This window comes from Paenibacillus oleatilyticus, assembly GCF_018998565.1.
In the GTDB taxonomy this organism is placed as follows: Bacteria; Bacillota; Bacilli; order Paenibacillales; family NBRC-103111; genus Paenibacillus_G; species Paenibacillus_G oleatilyticus.
Window position 1 is genome coordinate 163,107 of sequence record NZ_JAHNZO010000001.1, and the last position, 17,459, is coordinate 180,565.

General features: G+C 57.8%; 10 protein-coding genes. 2 read left to right on the plus strand and 8 right to left on the minus strand.

Annotation, left to right across the window (positions count from 1 at the left end):
- Positions 1–8: 8 nt before the first annotated feature.
- The 3 genes from KQX66_RS00805 to KQX66_RS00810 all read right to left on the minus strand — a co-directional run bounded on the left by KQX66_RS00805 (position 9) and on the right by KQX66_RS00810 (position 4,413).
- The gene (locus KQX66_RS00805; protein WP_216788663.1) at positions 9–2,765 is read right to left on the minus strand and encodes an adenylate/guanylate cyclase domain-containing protein; all 2,757 of its coding nucleotides are present in this window, start codon (positions 2,763–2,765) and stop codon (positions 9–11) included.
- Positions 2,766–2,832: 67 nt separating this feature from the next.
- Positions 2,833–2,955 (minus strand): stalk domain-containing protein, encoded by a 123-nt coding sequence (locus tag KQX66_RS38155; RefSeq protein ID WP_368858139.1) that lies wholly within the window; start codon positions 2,953–2,955, stop codon positions 2,833–2,835.
- Positions 2,956–2,979: 24 nt separating this feature from the next.
- Positions 2,980–4,413, minus strand: coding sequence for a TolC family protein (locus KQX66_RS00810; protein ID WP_216788664.1), 1,434 nt, complete (start codon positions 4,411–4,413; stop codon positions 2,980–2,982).
- A gap of 202 nt (positions 4,414–4,615) precedes the next feature.
- Here KQX66_RS00810 and KQX66_RS00815 point away from each other — a divergent pair, with 202 nt between their 5' ends.
- Together KQX66_RS00815 and KQX66_RS00820 are read left to right on the plus strand one after the other, a co-directional pair.
- Positions 4,616–5,002 (plus strand): DUF4280 domain-containing protein, encoded by a 387-nt coding sequence (locus tag KQX66_RS00815; RefSeq protein WP_216788665.1) that lies wholly within the window; start codon positions 4,616–4,618, stop codon positions 5,000–5,002.
- Positions 5,003–5,017: 15 nt separating this feature from the next.
- Positions 5,018–6,541 carry an MORN repeat-containing protein gene (locus KQX66_RS00820; protein WP_216788666.1) on the plus strand — a complete coding sequence of 508 codons (1,524 nt, stop codon included), beginning with the start codon at positions 5,018–5,020 and terminating at the stop codon, positions 6,539–6,541.
- A 64-nt stretch (positions 6,542–6,605) separates the two neighbouring features.
- Here the strand turns inward: KQX66_RS00820 and KQX66_RS00825 are convergent, their stop codons facing one another.
- The 5 genes from KQX66_RS00825 to KQX66_RS00845 all read right to left on the minus strand — a co-directional run bounded on the left by KQX66_RS00825 (position 6,606) and on the right by KQX66_RS00845 (position 17,438).
- Positions 6,606–8,186 carry a hypothetical protein gene (locus KQX66_RS00825; protein WP_216788667.1) on the minus strand — a complete coding sequence of 527 codons (1,581 nt, stop codon included), beginning with the start codon at positions 8,184–8,186 and terminating at the stop codon, positions 6,606–6,608.
- Between the two features lie 113 nt (positions 8,187–8,299).
- A complete protein-coding gene (locus KQX66_RS00830; RefSeq protein ID WP_216788669.1) occupies positions 8,300–9,994 on the minus strand; it encodes a hypothetical protein in 1,695 nt (564 codons plus the stop codon).
- 28 nt (positions 9,995–10,022) lie between these two features.
- On the minus strand, positions 10,023–12,092 hold the full coding sequence (locus KQX66_RS00835) for a phage tail protein (RefSeq protein WP_216788671.1): 2,070 nt from the start codon (positions 12,090–12,092) through the stop codon (positions 10,023–10,025).
- Positions 12,093–12,108: 16 nt separating this feature from the next.
- A complete protein-coding gene (locus KQX66_RS00840) occupies positions 12,109–14,364 on the minus strand; it encodes a putative baseplate assembly protein (RefSeq protein ID WP_216788674.1) in 2,256 nt (751 codons plus the stop codon).
- 20 nt (positions 14,365–14,384) lie between these two features.
- Positions 14,385–17,438, minus strand: coding sequence for a putative baseplate assembly protein (locus tag KQX66_RS00845; RefSeq protein ID WP_216788677.1), 3,054 nt, complete (start codon positions 17,436–17,438; stop codon positions 14,385–14,387).
- Between the last annotated feature and the right edge of the window lie 21 nt (positions 17,439–17,459).

Sequence of the window (17,459 nt, forward strand, 5' to 3'; positions counted from 1 at the left end):
ATCTCCGATCAGCTTAGAGTCAGCGTGCCTTCCCAATCGGCAGGCGCCCCGTTCTGGAAGTAGTCATCGCACAGGTAAAAATACAGCCGGGCCGCTTGATCCCAGCGGTTGCGTTTGATGATTTGCAGGAACGCCTCGCGGGCATCGTAAAATCGCCCGTTCCGATACCATTCGACGGCCGCTTCGAAGGCGGCCCGGGTCTCCTCCTTCAATTTCCGCACCTCGGCCCGGTCCCCTTCATAAACATCGTAAAGCCGGACCGCGCGATCCTCGCCGTACGGAAGCACCTGTCCGAGCGAGCGGATGGAAAATTCCGCGGGATTCGCAAGCTGCTTGTAAAATGCCTCCGTGATCAGGACGGACACCCCGAGCTTGTCGGTCAGGGCTTCGAGCTGCTCCGTCCGGTTCACATGCTCGGAAATGACCCCTCCCTCCATTCGCTTTTCCTCCCCGATGACCCCTAGCATAACCGGGCCGTGATGAATGGCGATTCCCATATCGATCGGCGCTTTGCCGGCGCTTGTCCGCTCGTCGTTATATTGTTCCAGCGCCTTCCTCATCTCCGTCGCCGCTTTCAAAGCCCGATCGGCCTGCGACGGAAACAACGCCAGAAAGCCGGCGCCCAAATATTTGCTGACGAAGCCTTCCTGATGGCGGATGACCGGACCGAATCTTTGCAAATAGGCGTTAATGAGGTTGAAATTTTGCTCCGGCGTCAGATCGCGTGAAAACCGGTAAAACTCCCTCATATTCGAAACCAGAATGCACATCTCCTGCTGCACCTGATCGCCCAGATGCACGTTCACAATGCTGTCTTTGCCGATAAATTTCAGAAACTGCTGCGGGACAAAGCGGTAATAAGCCTCGCTGAAGCTGGTGATTTCACCGATGTAATTCCGGATATGGAGCGCCATCATGTTGAAGCGGTCGCCCAAGTCCGCGAGCTCGTCCCGCGAACGGATATCGACAGCCGCCTCCCATTTCCCGCCCGCAATTTCGTTGACGCTGGCACGCAATCGGCGGATGGAGATCGAGATCGACAAGGCGATCGCGCTAAACAAAAGCAAAATAACCAGCGTGATCAGCCCCATGTTGCGGATGATGACCAGCTTTAAGTCCTGATTATGCTCTCTGAGTCCGTTCGCATCCTTGCCCGTTTCATACACCCCGACCATGTTCCCGGAAGAGTTATACACGGGACTGAGCGCATAAATCCAATACCCTCTGGAGTCGTCCGTCGAGCCGGTAACCGCCTTCCCCGTCTCGATGACCTGCCGGTAATCCGGCGTCAGCTCCATCGGCCGGAACATCGGCACGCTGCTGTCATCATCCATGACGATAAACAGCTCCCCATTCTCCAGCTTATATAAGGTCGTATACTGCCCCTCGCGTTTGCCCCCCAGGGACCCATACAGGGCCGACAGGCTGCTGCGAATCGTGAGGTAATCGCCGTTCATGTAATCCAGCGGAGAGTTCAGCTCCTCCAAATCGTCTCCCTTGACGAAATAATTGCTTCCGGCGGCAACCAGCAGGAAGTTGTTCTCCACCTCATGCTCCAGCTTCTCCGACACTCTCTGGTAAACCGCCTCCGACAGCCAGAGCATGGAAGCGACGACAATCGGCACAAAGGCGATCAGGAACTTGAGCATCAGCGGCACCTTCCGGTCCAGCATATGAACGTAAACGAACCGGTGAAGCCAAATGACCAGCGCCAGCTCGATCAGCGCCAGAAACCAGAATAAGTACCCCAGAGCCGTGTCTCTCGCCGTATAGGCAAAGGATGAAAAAGACTGCGCAATCGCCCCGTCCCGGTCCCTCTTCACGAACTGGTTCTCGGTCACGGCAAAAATGCCGCCGTTGGGCGATGCATAGACGTGCAGCAGCGTTCCCAGCTTACCATAACCGGCTTTGTCAAACAGCTGCTTATTCAGCAGCGATTCGACGACGTACGGCTCCTGCGGATCAAGCCGGCTGATATCGTTCAACTGCTCGTTGACAAAAACGAGACGATGCTGCGGATCGACCCGCAAGGACAAGGCAATGTCGCGGGCCGTTCTGTCCATTCCCGCCAGCGGATACACCAGGCGGGATTCGCCATTCGGAAGAACCTGGAATATCCGGTCTTTTTTCGTCGAGTAAAAGCGGCCCTCCGCACTTACTCCCGCCGCATCGGCCGGCAATTCGCCGGCCGGCAGCGTCGTGCGGAACACTTCCTCACCGGTGCCTCCGTTCAGCGGCAGCGCATGCAGAAGGACGGAATTGTCGTCCAAAATGTAGTAGTACAGCCGGTTGTCCTGTACTGTCAACGATCGGATCTTCCCGACGCGGAGCATCGATTCGTTAGGGGTGTCGTAGCGGTATTCAGCCAATGTGCGCACGTCGCTTCCGTCCGCACTGATTTTGACGATGTTCTCCCCGGTCACATATAGGCCGTACGGATCGAGCCGCGTATTCAGCACATAGACGTTGCCTTCGTCGTCGGCCGCCAAGCCGTTATATTGGTTCATTCCGCCCGATACGTTCTTGCTTACCGAGTGGGTGTACAAAATGCTGCCGTCCTTGTCCGTTTTAATAATCGTGCGCTTGGATTTGCCGATGAAATACAAACGATCCGCCGAATCCGCGGTCACCTTGAAGATGCCTTCGAACGCCAGGGAGCGGTCCCAAGGAAGCTGCGCGATGCCTTGCCCCGCCGTGCGGTATAGCCCCCAGCCCGTCAATACAATGGCTGCGGAAAGCAGTAAAAGAATTAATTTCTTGTTCATCCGCTATCGTTTCTCCTCTATTCGCCGAAGCCGTCGATCCGAATGATCGCAGACGGCTCATGCCAAGTCACGCCAAGCCCCAATCCTTCGGGCACAAATCGCAAGGAACCATCGTTCTTCCTTCGACGAACCGGGGAGGGAAGTCCAGCGTGGCGGGCGTCCCGTTTAGATAAGCTTCCGGACGGTCCACACGGCAGAACAGACCGCTCCGGCTTTACTGATCGTGACCGTCCGGTCCAGCTCCGCTTTCTTCGCGCCGGTCCGCTGCTACCGCAGCCCGATAAGGAAGCGCACCCGGCTTCCAGGCCGAATCGAGCGCGCCTGCGGAGACGACGTTCAGCGCCAACAAGGCGCTCCTGTAAGCGTAGTACCCGGCTATCGCCCCCTTTTGCGCTTCTTCCGAAGCCTCGCTCGCTTTCTCGAATTCGTCATCCTTGATCCAGCCGACGGCGTGCTTTTTGCTTGCCGCTTCCAGCTCGGTTTTGCGCGTGTCAACCAGCATTAACGCCTGCGCATAAGCTTCTTCGGCCGTCTTGGCGTCGAGGTACGACTTTTTCACTTTGTCGATCAGCTTTTTGCGGGTGTCCTGTTCCTTCAACCGGGCTTTGTCCGCCTCCAGCATCGACACCGGAAGCGAATACGGCGCGTCGTCGAAATAACGCAGCCCGTCATATTCCCCTTGCAGCACAACTTTCGGCACCCGCAAAACGATCGGAACGATAGGAACCGGGATCAAGAAAATCCCCTCCCACTTCCGCTTGATCTCGCCGAGCAGGCTGTCGTAGTTCGCCATGAACAGCTCGTAATCCATCGCCGGGGTGGAGTACATCGCTTCGATCAGCTGCATGTCCTTCTCGCCGAATTTGGCGGAGTACAGCTTGCGCGTCAGATGGACTTTTTCCTCGGCCAGTTTCCGGGCTTCCGTATCTTTATACAGCTCAAAATCATGCTTCTCCGCATAAGCGACAAACTCCCGCATTTGCTCCTGCGTGAGCACGACGTAATCGGGCATCGTCTCCACGGTGAACGCCGATTCCGGATCGATGCCCAGCTTCTCCCCAAGCTGCAGCTTGGCTGATTTGAGCGCCAATCGGGCGACCTTCAGCTCGGATTGCGCGCGATCCACGGCTTCCTTCCGCTTATCCGCCTCTTCTTGTCCGGCAGCTCCGAACTTCAGCTTCGTCTCCAGCGTGGTCAGCCGCTTTTGGGCCTGCGTCCATTTTTGCTCCAGCAGCGCTGCGTTATCCGCCGCCTGAAGCGTCGTGAAAACAAGCTTCTCCACCTCCGAGCGCAGCTGCAGCTCCTTGCTCGCCAGCTCCCGCTCGGCCTCGCCCAGCACCTTGCGCGCTTCCGGAACCTTAAGACCGATGCCCAAATCTTGGGATAAGCTGTGCGGCTTCGCAAGCCGGCTGCTGCTGTCCTTTTCGCGCTGATTCGTTACGGCGTCCTGCGCTTGCGTCAGCTCTATTGTCTTGGCTTGAACCTGAAGGCGGGATTGCGCAAGCTCCCCCGACTCCGCCGCAGCCAGCTTTAACGCTTCCTCCAGCGTAATTCGCCGCTCTTCCGCCAGCGTGCCCGAGGGCATCAGGCCTTGTACGATCACCGCCGCTGCCATAAGCGCGACGGCTGCTTTTTGCAGCTTTCTCAAAAGAACCCACTCCCGCCTATCCATATCGACACGATTCGCCATCCTTCCCCCTACGCTTCCATACTACTATAATTTTCCAATCCAATACATCCATTTTGTTCTAAAAATGTCGAACTTTCGTTGCCTGCTTCAGGCGAGTATAGTAGTATGAAGGTAATGAAGCAAAGCACGCGACTTAGCAAATAAAAAGGGGGGCGGCAAGATGGGACAACTTGTATGCGGAGGGGCGACGATCCGGTGCAGCTTCGGCAATGCGCCGGTTTCGCTTCAGGTATTGCCGGCGAACCGGGTCACAACCTCCATGCCGATTGCCAACATTATGGACAACAAGCCGATGGTCAACGTGCTGCCTTTCGGGATGTGCAGCTCTATGGCCAATCCGCAGGTCGCTGCGGCAACGGCGGCCAAATTCGGCGTTATGACCCCCATGCCCTGCGTACCCGTGACCGCTGCGCCATGGGCGCCAGGCTCTCCGACCGTACTAATCGGCAACATGCCTGCCCTGAACAACAGCTCGAAGCTCGTCTGTTCCTGGGGCGGGTTGATCGAGATTGCAGTTCCCGGCCAAGCGACCATTCAAGTGCCGTAGAAGGAGCGACAAGTAGTGATTGAATCGATGATCAAGCCGTTTATCGCCCCGCTGAAGCAAACGGCCGCTCTGCCGAAGCTGGCGGTCAAGAAGACGACCGACGCCTGCAAAACGATTCTGAGCGCCAAGGAAGTCACCAAGCAAAGCTACGTGCCGATCGGCAATTACTATGTGCAAAAGAGGCTCATCGTCATTGTGGCGCTGGTCCTGCTGGCACTCGTCTATTTCATCTGGATCAAGCCTCCGGCCTTCGTGAGCCGCATGTTCGGATTTGTACCAACCTTTCATGAGCAGAGCGGAGCCCCTCTCACCTATACCGGCAAAGCCAAAGTTTTCGATCAAGCTGGCTGGTTCAAATACGAAGGGGAGCTGAAGGACGGCGTCTTTCAAGGCCCCGGGAAGCTGTACGATCCCAAAGGAAAGCTGAACCGGCAAGGGGAGTTCGACAAAGGCCAGCTTGCATCCGGCGAAGAGCTCGGTCCCGACGGCACGCTGCTGTACCGCGGAGGCTTTGCCGAGGGACTATATTCAGGCACGGGCACCCTGTTCCACCCGAACGGTAAAATCCGCTACCAGGGCGAGTTTCAAGCAGGCATCCCCGCAGGAAAAGGCAAGGCGTTCGACGAGAACGGCAAAGTCATGTACGAAGGAAGCTTCGTCGGCGGCCTTTACTCCGGAGACGGTACCGAATACGATTCCGGCGGCGCGGTAAAGTACCAGGGACAGTTTCTGGCGGGAAAATATAACGGCGCAGGCAAGCTGCTTGCCGAATCGGGCTCGGTACTATACGAAGGCGGATTCACAAACGGATCGTACTCCGGTGAAGGCACGGAGTATTTCGGAACGGGATCGGCCAAGTATAAGGGAGCGTTTATGGCAGGCCGGTACAGCGGAACGGGACAAGCCTATTACGAAAACGGCAACCCGAAATACAGCGGGGACTTTGTCGCCGGCGTGTACAGCGGGAACGGAGAGGCCTTCTCCGAAAACGGCCAGCCGCTTTATAAAGGAAGATTCTCCGGCGGACTGTACGACGGATTGGGGCAGCTGCTCGGCAAGGACGGAAAGCCGACTTACGTTGGTTTCTTTCGGCAGGGCGAGCCCGATTATACCGCTTTTCTAGGGATGACCGGGACCAAAATCGAAGAACTGCTGGGCAAAGCGCCGGAAACCACTGTCATCGACACCCCCGACGGAACGCCGGAGCTGCTTATGGGCTACCGCAATTACCGGATGGCGTTTACCGTGAAATTATCGCAGTCCGACCCTCAAGCCACCTATATTGCGGCTGTGAAGCTGACCGACCCGGATACGATCGAAGCTCTGGCGGCGAGCTTTGAAGAGCGTTACCGCAAGCTCGTCAAGGACGATCCGAAGCAAGCCCTGCTGGCAAAAACAAGCCTCAGCGTATCGCCGGACGAACGAAGAGACATTTACATCGCCGATTCGTATGTTTACCGTTTCCTTTACAGCCCCGCCCATACGCTGAAAGAACTGGAAGTGTCCGGCGGTCAAAAAGCGGAGAAAACGAAGCACTAGCCCGGCTTTCTCCGCTTGGCTGCTTTTTTGGTTCAAAGTCGCCGTTCGTGCCCGCGTTCCCTTCTTAGCCTCGCATATCGTCCTCTTCTTCATCGTCCGCCAAGAAGCCCAGCTCCATTTCATCTTCATCCTCTAAGAAGCCCTGTTCTTCTTCCCCCATCGTGAATCCTTGTTCTTCTTCGTCCATGAAAAAAATCTGTTCGTCTTCCTCCATCAACAAAATTTCTTCCTCTCCCGCCGCAGCTCTCCGTTCGTCTTCATCCTCCTCGTCCATTTCGTCCTCGAGCTCGGACTCGTCTACATCCGACTCCGAGTCGGTATCGATGTTGTAAGAGAACTTGGGTACGTAATCCGGGTCTTGGTCCATCTTTTCTTTTTCCGACTTCGGAATACTGGCGTACGTTCGCGGGATGAGCCGGTTAATCGTATCCGCGTTCGCTTCGATATCGTATCCGTACGTTGCCGCCTCGCTCAACCATCCCGGGCCGCTGCGCTCCGGAATATGAGGACATTTGTCCATCCAGTCGTCGTTGCCGGCCTTGTACTCCCCGTAGTTCGCCATCATGCAGATTAAGCAAGGACGCTTCAAGCCCTTCACATGCCCCGCTCTAAACTTCGCGTCATCGTTCAAATATTTTTTGATCCGCCGCTCCGCATGGAGGTCCACTTTCTTCCCATTCGCTTTCTCTGCTGCCATCGCAACGATCGGCTTGGCGTCAAGGGCATCCGACAAATGAGCGTACTCCTCCGGCAGCTCATCCTGCAAAAGACGCGCTTTGATTTTTTCCAGATGCCGGACGACTCGTTCCTTTACTTCCGGAAGCATTTTGGGAAATTTTTCGGCTCCGGTTTTTTCGTATTCCCGCACAATGTTTCCCAACAATTCCTTCGTGCTTAACCCGGTTTCATCCACCTCTTGCTTTTTGTTTTTCCTGACGAAATGTTTCTTATTCTGATTCTCGTTCGCAGCGAGATAAAACCGGTCATCGTCGAACAGTCCGGCTTGAACCTCTTGAGTCTTCCCTTTAAGCTTGAAGTAGAAGGCGGAGGAAATCCAGCGCAGCACTTGATCCGTCCGGTTGTTCTCATAGCTTTTCGGTGGAATCAAGGATACTGCATTATTATTGTACAAGTCGTTGACGCTGACGTGCTCTTGATCCGATCCCGCATTTTTCTCAGCCGTATCTGCAAACTTCACAGGGACCTTGTGAATTTCCCCGGCGGACAAGCTTACGTTCGAATTTTCCCATTTGGAGCCGGTTAGACCTTGATTTAATTTAGCTTTGACCCTCTTGAAAAAAGCCTTCTTCTGCTCCAAACGTCTTTTGGCCGCTGCGGAGTTCTGCTCCCTCCGTTCTTCTTCGCTCAGCTTCTTGGATTTGATCACTTTCTTTTTCTTTTTTTTCTGTTCCGAATCGTCTGCGTCTTTTGATTTTTTTCTTTTCGTTGCTGGCTTACGCGTGTCAGACTCTTCGTCTTTCTTCCCCATAAGCTGCAAGACCGCTTGGTTCCCCAAGCTTTTCTGGAGCTGCATCATTGCTTGCAGGGGCGGAAGCAAAGACCCGTTTCCTGCTCGGGTCCTTGCTTGACCGGATTCCGCCGCAGGGTCGGCCGTTCTGTGCGCTATCGTCGGACGAATGGGCATCGAGCTTCCTCGCTTTCTCGCTGTTTGATGCAATCCTCTGCCGCTCGGGGGCACCCTTCGTGAATCCGGGATGCCTCACCGGGGGGTTGTCTGCGATCCGTCGAGCGCGCCGCTTATTTGCTGTCCGTCCCGGCTGCCGCTTCACGCTCGGAGAAGGACAGGTCGGTTACGGCCGCCTGTTGTGCCGTGTCCTTGTTGCTGCGCACCGCCCACCATCTCAAACGCAAGCTTGAGCCCTCGGCCGGAGACAGCAGCTTCAACCCGATCCGAAACGTTCCTCTTCGCGGATAGACGACGGTCCCTACGGATACTTTCGGCAGGCCGATATCGTAATCGCTTCCCTGAAACACGTCGGAAGCCCCGTAAAATATGCTCTCGTTCACGTTCAGAAGATCCGGAATCATATCGTTATCGGCCATCTCCAGGCCGACCGTTACCATCACCTGCCCCGGTCCAAGACCGTGGCTGATCTCATCCGTATAATAGCTCCGCTCCTGCTTGCCGAACGAGATCATGCCGCTTTTGACGATCCCCCCGGCCATAGGAAGGTCCACGACGCCGCTGCCGATCACTTGATGAGCGGACCTCTGCTGCGGCAATCCTAACGTGAAGTCAAAATGACCCTTGTCCGCCCGGTAGCCGACGGAGAACTGCGGTGGCTGGTCCGCTCCCAGCTGCCGTACGGAGGCGCCGGCCGTAAAGGCCGCCCTGTCGCTGCCCCCGCTTGGCAAGCTGCTGCCTTTTCGCCTTGCCAGGATGCCCAGCAGAGGCGAATTTGCGATCAGCTCGTTAAACGGCAGCGGCGTCACATGGTCGATGACGTAGCTTGGGCCCATCTGCAGCAGGCTGATTTTGGCCAGCACGACCTCCGGCTCCGCCGGCGAGCCCAGCGCCTCGTCCATCGATCGGGCGGCATAAGCCTCCCACAGCTTCTCTTCCGTATCCGCGACAATTTCAATCGTCTGTGAACAGGCCGATTCCACCTGAATACGCCGGTCGCCGATCGTGAGAACGGCCGTGCCGGGCTTCGAACCGAAATCCCCTTTTTCCCCCGCGCTTCCGGCTGCCCTTATCGGCCACCGGACGACGAAATCATCCGATTTGTTGTCCGCAGGCACATCGAACCGGATTTTGCCGGCGTTTAAATAACCCGAGTCCTCCACCAATGGAAAAAGCCCGCCGAGCGGTTCGTACTCGAATGTAATCGGCGGCGTTTGCAGCGTTTTCTCGATCCGGAGCCGGGCTTCGAACGTCTCGCCCTCCGTCACGTAACGAGGCACGGTTTGCAGCACCCGAACGTGCCCGTCATCGTACAGGACCGCGGTCGCCAGCGCAAACTCGTTCCACTCGAATTGCGCGGGCTCCGGCGCGTTTTCCCGGATGAACAAGCGGTACCCTTCCACCACCCGGTTATATTCGCTGATCTCATCCGGGCGGGCCGAGCTGTTGGTCACCGCATGTACGGGCTCCTTGCCCTTCTCGTCATATGCGATGCAGAGGTATACGTTTTTGGCATAGTCGTTATTGTTGAAGCCCTCCATCATCGAGAGCTTAAGCGTGACCGGCGAGGAGACCGTAATCTCCCGTCCGAGGCCGTCCAGCGCGAGCCCGGACTGCACCGATACCGACTTGTCGTCCACCGCAACCACCTGCAAGCCCGCCACTACGCCGCTTCCGAACAGCAGCCGGTTCAACAGACGCCGCTTGTCGTTGAAATATTTTTGCTCGGACTCGAAATCTCGGACCGTCAGCAGCTTGCCGTAAAAGTACCGGTTGCGTTCAAACGGAAAAAACCTGGACTTTTTCATGCTCCGCTTCCTCTTTCATCATATAATGTTATTCAAGCTCCGAATCGAGACCGAGTCTCGTATGAATGTCCATGCGGTTGTCGCGCTCCACATCGATCAGCACCGTATGATAGGGCAAGGTGGCGCGCCGGTCCAGCTTCAACCAAGACGGCTCGGCCAAGGTCGTATTGATGCCAAGATACGTATGCATATCCATATTCATCCACGGCTGTAGCACTACCAGCTTGGCCTCCGTGAAGGCGGGCTTCTGGGCGTCCAGCAGCTGCTGCAGCACATATTTTTGTTTATCCGAAGCGGCATGCTCCGGCTTCACCACAACGCAGAACGTGTAAGGATCGTCGCTGTAGAGCCGGCTCGCAGTTTCGCGGAACTCGGCATTTTCCAGCAAGTGCCGGATTTGAAAATGCTCGATAATCATCGGCGCCTCGCCGGTGTAAATCTCCACCATCCGCGATATGGCCGCCCGAGTGCCCCGGAACCGGTACAAGTCGGGGGCCTCGCGCATCCACAGTCTCAGCTGCTGTTCCGTCCAATGCTCATCCGGCGAAAGGCCCAGCCACGAGGCAAGCCACCGCAGGTAAGGGCCGTCCGTCGCATCCGGGTCGAAATATCGCGCAATGCCGGCAATCGTCTCGTCCGTCTCCTCCATAAAGGTCGCAAATAGCGATAAGTAGCGCTCCAGAAAGCTTCGGCTCTTCTCGTCCTCCTGATACATAGCCGGAAGATACGATAGGTAGGACATGCGCGGATCGTATATACGAAGCCTGCGAAGCAGCGGGGAAGCCGTTTCGCTGCCGATCCACTCCAGCTTCAGCCACAAGTAGCGCCCCTTCGCCGACACCAGCAGCGCATCCTTCGGGTTCGTTAACGTATGCGTCCACAGCGGTTTCAAAGCATCCAGCATCTCCTCGTCCGGAACGGCCGGATCGGAAATATATTGATCCAGATCGAGCACGTGTCCGCCGAGCGTCACCATTTTACGATCGGAGGCAAACCACGACAAACGCAGCTGCAATCCCTCTTCGATGTCTGCATCCAGCACCGCTTTGTGCCATTCGTTCTCGCTGCGGGCGCTATCGAGGGAACAAGAGATCCACGTTCCTTCGTAGCGGCCATTCCCGCAGGAATTCGTGCGGGGCAGCAGCTGCAGCACGGTGACGGTCGCTTCGGCGCGGTTCCAGGCATAAAGCTGTCCGCTCGCATTCGTCAGCAGCTTGTCGGACCGCCCGTGGTACGAAGCGATCGGCCGGACGGTGCATTGTTCTCCGGACATTTCGGCCCGGAGCAGGGAATGTTGGTTGTCACCGGTCGCTTCGCCCGAGGCGTCCCCGATAAACAAGCCGCCTCGCCCGTCCACCGCGATGCCCGAAGGCCTCGGCTGCCGGACGGCTTCGTTGAACCACTCCGGCTCGCTGCCATCCGGCTGGCGAAGCAGCCGCCCCGTCACGATATCCAGCAGCCAGACGGTCCCGTCCTCCGTCCCGGCGAGTTGAAACCGGCCCCGCAACGCTTCCATTCCGTCAGGGAATACCCGATCCGGATCGATCTCCGTTTCCGCCAGCAGTTGGCCCGAGGAACCAAGCCTTACTAAGACGAGTCTGCTGCCATCTACAATGGCAAACACCAGAAACTGCCCACCCGCTTGGGTTGCGCCCAAAGGATACAAGCTTTCCCCGCGGTAGTCGCTGTAGCTCCATACCGCTTGGCCGTTGCCGGCATGAAAGGCCATAAGCGGCGTATCGGCATAGGGATCTGCGGCCAGCACCGTATCTCCTACGGCCGCCAAATAAGCGGAGGAGGTGAATGTGCCGTGTCCTTCGCGAAGCAGCGGCTCCAGATGGCGGTTGTCCGGATCGTACAGCCACAGGGCGGCAGACTCATCGAGCAGGTAGATTCGGTCCTGCCGGCCCGGAGCGATATCCCCAATCGCTCCGGGCCCTCCGCCTTCCCATTCCGCCAGTGAAATTTTCGCCGCAATGCCGTACTGCTCCGTTTGCTTAAGCGCAAGTCCGGCGGAATCGATGCTGACGTTACAGGTCATTCCCCGTTTCCAATCCGACGGCTTGTTCAGCGAAAAAAAACGGAAAGGTCCCATCATGCGCCCGCCCCCTTTATTACAACTCGGTCAAGCTGATCAATTCGATGTCGTGCTCTCCGGAATATACGAGCCCGTACGGCGGGATTTGAATATCGCCGTCGGCATCTTTATGAAATCCTCTGCCTTCGGCCGAAATCCATAAGTCCTGAATGTAGCTGATCCCCGGAATCCGATTGATGACGCCGTAGATGTCTCCCTTGTACACAGTCCGTCCGAAAGCCCAGCCGCTCGTTCCGACCTTGTTGTCGAAAGGCTGAAGCAGCCGGGTCAGCTCCCGGATGACGATGTTCGCTTCGTCCTTGAACGAAGGCTCTACCGCAATAACGGCATGCACGCTAATCTCAATATATTCCGGCGGCAAAATTTGAATGTCCGTCGTAATCATCCGTCGCTTGTCCAAATGCCGTCTCACGGTTTCCATAAACCCACGGCTCGGCATCGGCTTCGGCGACTCGCTGTAGGGCACCACCACGACGGAAAGGGCCGCCGGCGACCGTTCCTCAGGATACCGCTTCAGCCCCTTGCGGAATAAAGGCAGCGCCCGCGCTCTGGCCACGCGGAGTCCCGGCGTATTCAGCACGATCCGCTCCACGTCCTCCGCCGTCACGGCGGTTGCGGGCTGCTGCAGCTCCGTTCGCGCTCGCAGCTTGGCCTCCTCCAGCGTTTCCGGAGCGCAGCCGCCCGCAGCGACAGTCCGGTTCACGGGGCGCACAAGCTCCACCTCCGGCCACGGCTCGGCGAAACGCTGAATCAAGGCGGCGTTAATATTCCCGGATACGCCTTTGGTCGAACGAAGGGCGAGCACCACGATGTTCGGCTCGTCGGATGGCGGAGGCGCCATCCCTTTCTCGTTGTCGCCGAAGAGAACGATGCCGTTCAGCGGATCGAGCAGGAAATGCCGGTCGTCCGGACCGGATCGGTCAAAGTCATCGACCCGGTGCCAGTCATACCACAGCCATTCGCCGGATACGGGGTCTTTTTCTCCGATTTGAAGCCGGAACGCTTCAGCGACGACGGAAGAGCAGGGAAGCTCGCAGCGCTGGTGGGGCAGCCCGTTTCCGGTGCCGATCCGCCGCTGATCGCGAAACCGCCCGGTATGGCAAATGACCCTTACCCGTCCGATGCCATCCGGCGGCGCTTGTCCGCCCGCCTCCTCCCCGAAAGCGATCCGGACCGTCTTGCTCTCGCCGTTTCGGCTTATTGCGTAAATTTTCCTTTTATCCTCCGGGACCTCAGACGGCAGATCACCGGCCTCATTCCATTCCTCCCACTCCCCTTGGGCCTCGGTGCGCACTTGAATCCGCACTGTGCCAAAAAAAGCCAGATAATGGCTGATTTCCAGCAATTGCCCTTGTCCGCTTCGTCCGTCCCAGGCGAACTCCTCCATCAGACTCCATGTGTCGTGCTGGAAGGCGGTCACCGCATTGAACGCCACGTGTTCGATCTTGGGCGGCAGCTCAAACCCCGCTTCGACGACCTCGCAGCAGATCCAATACCGTTCCCGGTCCGTCGCCGGCCCGATGACTTTTGGCTGCATAAGCCGCTCCAGCCGGAATAACAGCTTGCCGCTTTGCGACAAATGGTTCGTCTCGTCCCGCCGCAAGTCGACCGGCCCCCAGTCCGCAGGACGGTCCTCTCCGCCGTCACCGAATATCCTCCACTCCAGCTTGGCCGAAGGAATGCGTTCCCGTTCGGTATCCTGCACCGGAACGATAGGATAGTTCTCGTATAACCGAATCGACAGGGTAAGCAGCTGATTCGTCGGCAGCGGTTCGGTGAACCCGATATACAATCGGCTGCCCGCTTCCCCCTTGGCCCCGAATGCCGGAAACGATACGTTGCGCCCCTCGTTGGAGGCGGTATAGTCGAAATAGCCGGAGTCGGTCGCGACAATCAGCTTGTCCGGGACGGCGGGAACGAGCAGAAGCGGCTCCGCCGTCTCGAAGATCAGCCCGCCGGCCGACAGCTTGGTTCCACGGGGAAGCTTGGATTTCGCGTCGACGCCTTCGAATTGAACTTCGACCGAAGCCGGCACCGCTCCCCGGGGTCTCACGCCAAGCAGCTTAAGAAATTTCAGCTCGTTGGCTTCGGTGACCCGGTTTAAGTAATACTGCTGCATCTCGATAAGCCAAGCCAGCATTTCAAGCATCGTCATGCCCGGATCATGCGCGTTCTCGTCGGTCCATGCCGGATAAAGCGCAGGGATTTGCTTCCGGGCCGCTTCGACCATATGCTCGTACATGCGGTCATCCAAATTCGGCAGCTTGAGCATGCTTGTTCCCCTCCCGTCCCTTACACGATCTCGATAGCCAGCTTATGGATGCCTTCGGTGACGATGCCATGCGGAATCAGGGACATGTTCTCCGGCAGCAGCTCCGTGCGCACTCCGTCCTCCATCTTCGTTACCGTCATGGTCAGACGGTCGACGTGATGGATCGCCCCGATGGATTTCAACAGCGCGTAGAACATGGACAGGTGCAGCGGCTTGCCGATTTCCCACCCGTTTCCGTTCAAGCCCCCAACCAGCGGATGCAGAAACCGGCTGATTTTGCTCAGTGCTTGACTTTCAGCCGCAGCCGCTTCCTCCATGCTTTTTACGGCCAATACCGCTTGCACGCCGATCTCCAGCCAGGCCGGCCCGATCACTTGAATGCTGTCCGGAAAAGCCGTCGGATAAGCTGCGCGTTCCCGGAGATAGCTTTCGATCCGCTTCTTCAGCTCGATAAAAGGAGGGCCATCGTGAAAGCCCGTTTTCGGCAGGACGACCAGCGTGATGCAGCCCATCTCTTTCTCCATGCGGACGTTGCGGCCGGGCAGGCATTTCACCTTGCCGATGCCCGGATAAGCTTCCCTCGCGAGCCATTCGTAATCTTCCGCGGTCACCGCGCGTCCCCGGTGCTTGACCAGCTGCGGTCCGCGTTTCAGCGCCTCCTGCAGCGATTCGGGCTCGCAGCCGCCGGAAGCGGGCTCATGGTTCACGACGCTCTGAATGAAGGCAATGGACGTTTGCAGCTGGTTAATCGTCAGCCGGTCCAAATTTCCCCGTTCTCCCCCGCCGGTTTTGTAGTTCACCTTGATCCGTTCGATATCCGAGTTCGGAAGACGCTTCCCGTGAACCCCGTCTCCGAAATAGATCCGCCCGGTCGAACGATCTATCCGGTAATGTCGGTCGGACGGACCCGAAGTGAGGAAATTCGCCACCGGCTCGTAGCAGACCCAGCACTTCAGCACCTGCCCATCCGAATCCCGTATGATGTCCACCCGTCCTTCGGCGAGCCCCAGCTCGGGCAGCTCTTCCTTCGCCAAATGCCCGGTTTCGTCCACCCACACTTCCTCCGAGACGACCGGTGTGTGAGCCAGGACGACGGCCGACGCCTCGTCCGGGAAATCCCCGGCGGCCGCCTCCTGCGGCGTTTCCTGCTCGACCGTCTCCTGCTGGATCGCCGCCACCGTATTTAAATGGACCCCCAAGATGAGCGGATAAGGGCTCGGCGGGCTGTCCGAATCGAACCTCGCGTCCTTGTTCACCGCGCGAATCCAATACCGGTCCCGGCCCCACATCCGAAGCTCCACCAAATCGGACGGCGAATAAAAAAGAACCGTTCCGCTTTGCGTAAACCCGTTCGTGCCGTCCGTTGTCTTCAAAGGACGCCAGTTTCCTTCCCTCGCTCCATACTCCCACTCGATAAGCGGGATGTCGCCGGACGCCGCTTTTTGCATCAGCACGGAAAAATATAGACTGATCGGTCCGCGGACAGGGGCCCGGTCAAAACCAAAATAAACGGCCGGCTTGCCGCCCTCCGGCAGCCGGAAAGGGGCAAAGGGACGATCGCTGCCCCCGGTTTGTCCGGAGCAGTCCCGGCTCTCCGCGTTGTTTCGGGTCCAGCACGCTTCAGGCGGGTAGAGCGGCTCGTCGTAAGCGTATTTCAGCCGGACCTGCTCAATCCAGGGGGACAAATAGAGCGGGTTGGCCGAATACAAATGCTCGATATGCAAAATCCGTGCGCGAATCCAATAGTTCCATTCCGAATTGACGAACGTTTGCTCCAGATCGGCCGGACATACGAAGGCAAACTCCGCGTGCCCCCCCACAGGATGATAAAACAGCGTTTCTGCCGCTGCCGGAACAGGCAGCCTCACCCAGGCCGAACCGTTCCAATACTCCCATACGACGCGGGTGATCGAAACTGGATCGGGGATATCGACCTTGTCCACATCTTTCTTTTTCATAATCGGCTTCCAGTCGATGTGCGGCGGCTTCTCCGGGATCAGCCGATGCTCCCTGCGCGATAAGCGGAAGCTGACCGTTATTTTGCCGCCCCGCTTGCTGAGCGGCTCCGCACATGCGGCATAAAACGTCCCGAACGGCGCAAACAGGTCGCCGAACGGATAGCCGCCGCCCGAATCGATTTGGATATCGCCGAAATACATCCGCTCCGGTTCGATTCCGCCGTCGCCATGCAGGTCCGCATAATCCGCCTTGATGCGCAGTCCATCCAGCTCCAGCTCTGCCAAATCCGGAGTGCCCGCAGCCGCGCCGAGCGAGCGAACCTTGCACCGCAGCCATCTTCCGGCGCCTTCCTCCAGCTCCGTTTCTTCCCACGGGGCATGCGTGCGTTTGGTCAAAATCAACCGGTTTCCGCGGCTTTCCGCCTCGTCGAACGGAACCCAGGCCCCGCCCGAGTAGTAGCTCCACGTCACCGCCCCGCTGTCCGCCAAACGTTCCGATAAGGCGGCCTCCTTGAACCGCTTCAGCGAATGCGTCAGCTCCAGCTCGATTCTCGCTCCGTGCTTTAGCCTGAACAAATGATCGTGCTTCAGAAGCAGGCTGTGCTCTTGCACGTCGCCTTCCGTCCCGAACCGGAACAGCGCCGCCGGCCGTTCCTCTCCCAAGGGAGCGTCAAGCCGGACGACCCTGTCGTGGCGGACGCTGACATTGTACATGTCCGTAAGCCGGGCGGGCGTAACCATGACGGAATGCGCCGTTTCGAAAATGACTGGTTCTCCGCCCTCGGGGGGCGTTCCGGCCACCTTCGTCCCTTTTGGCACCGGAACGGTCTCCTGCGCTCCCTCGCTTAAATAAAAGGTCAGGTAGCTCTTGGCCGGAAGGGAGGACTGCTGGGACACATCCAGCATATTGAGGAAAGCGACGAAATTTTTTTGCGGCACTTGGTTGAGCCTGGAGATATTGTCCCCCAGCATCCGCGCGAACAGAAGAAACAAAGCCGTTCCCGGATCGGGGTCCTCCGGCGTGAATCTCCATTCGGGTGTATAAAAAGGTGTCATCTCTTGCATTTGTCGAATCAGCGCCGGGACATCCCGGGCGTCGATCGGAGGAACCCGCATCCGTGAACCGCCTCCTTTCCC

Excerpts from the sequence above, each read along its gene's own strand:
- KQX66_RS00805 (WP_216788663.1), bottom strand. The coding sequence starts at position 2,765 with ATGAACAAGAAATTAATTCTTTTACTGCTTTCCGCAGCCATTGTATTG.
- KQX66_RS00815 (WP_216788665.1), top strand. The coding sequence starts at position 4,616 with ATGGGACAACTTGTATGCGGAGGGGCGACGATCCGGTGCAGCTTCGGC.
- KQX66_RS00825 (WP_216788667.1), bottom strand. The coding sequence starts at position 8,186 with ATGCCCATTCGTCCGACGATAGCGCACAGAACGGCCGACCCTGCGGCG.
- KQX66_RS00830 (WP_216788669.1), bottom strand. The coding sequence starts at position 9,994 with ATGAAAAAGTCCAGGTTTTTTCCGTTTGAACGCAACCGGTACTTTTAC.
- KQX66_RS00835 (WP_216788671.1), bottom strand. The coding sequence starts at position 12,092 with ATGATGGGACCTTTCCGTTTTTTTTCGCTGAACAAGCCGTCGGATTGG.
- KQX66_RS00840 (WP_216788674.1), bottom strand. The coding sequence starts at position 14,364 with ATGCTCAAGCTGCCGAATTTGGATGACCGCATGTACGAGCATATGGTC.
- KQX66_RS00845 (WP_216788677.1), bottom strand. The coding sequence starts at position 17,438 with ATGCGGGTTCCTCCGATCGACGCCCGGGATGTCCCGGCGCTGATTCGA.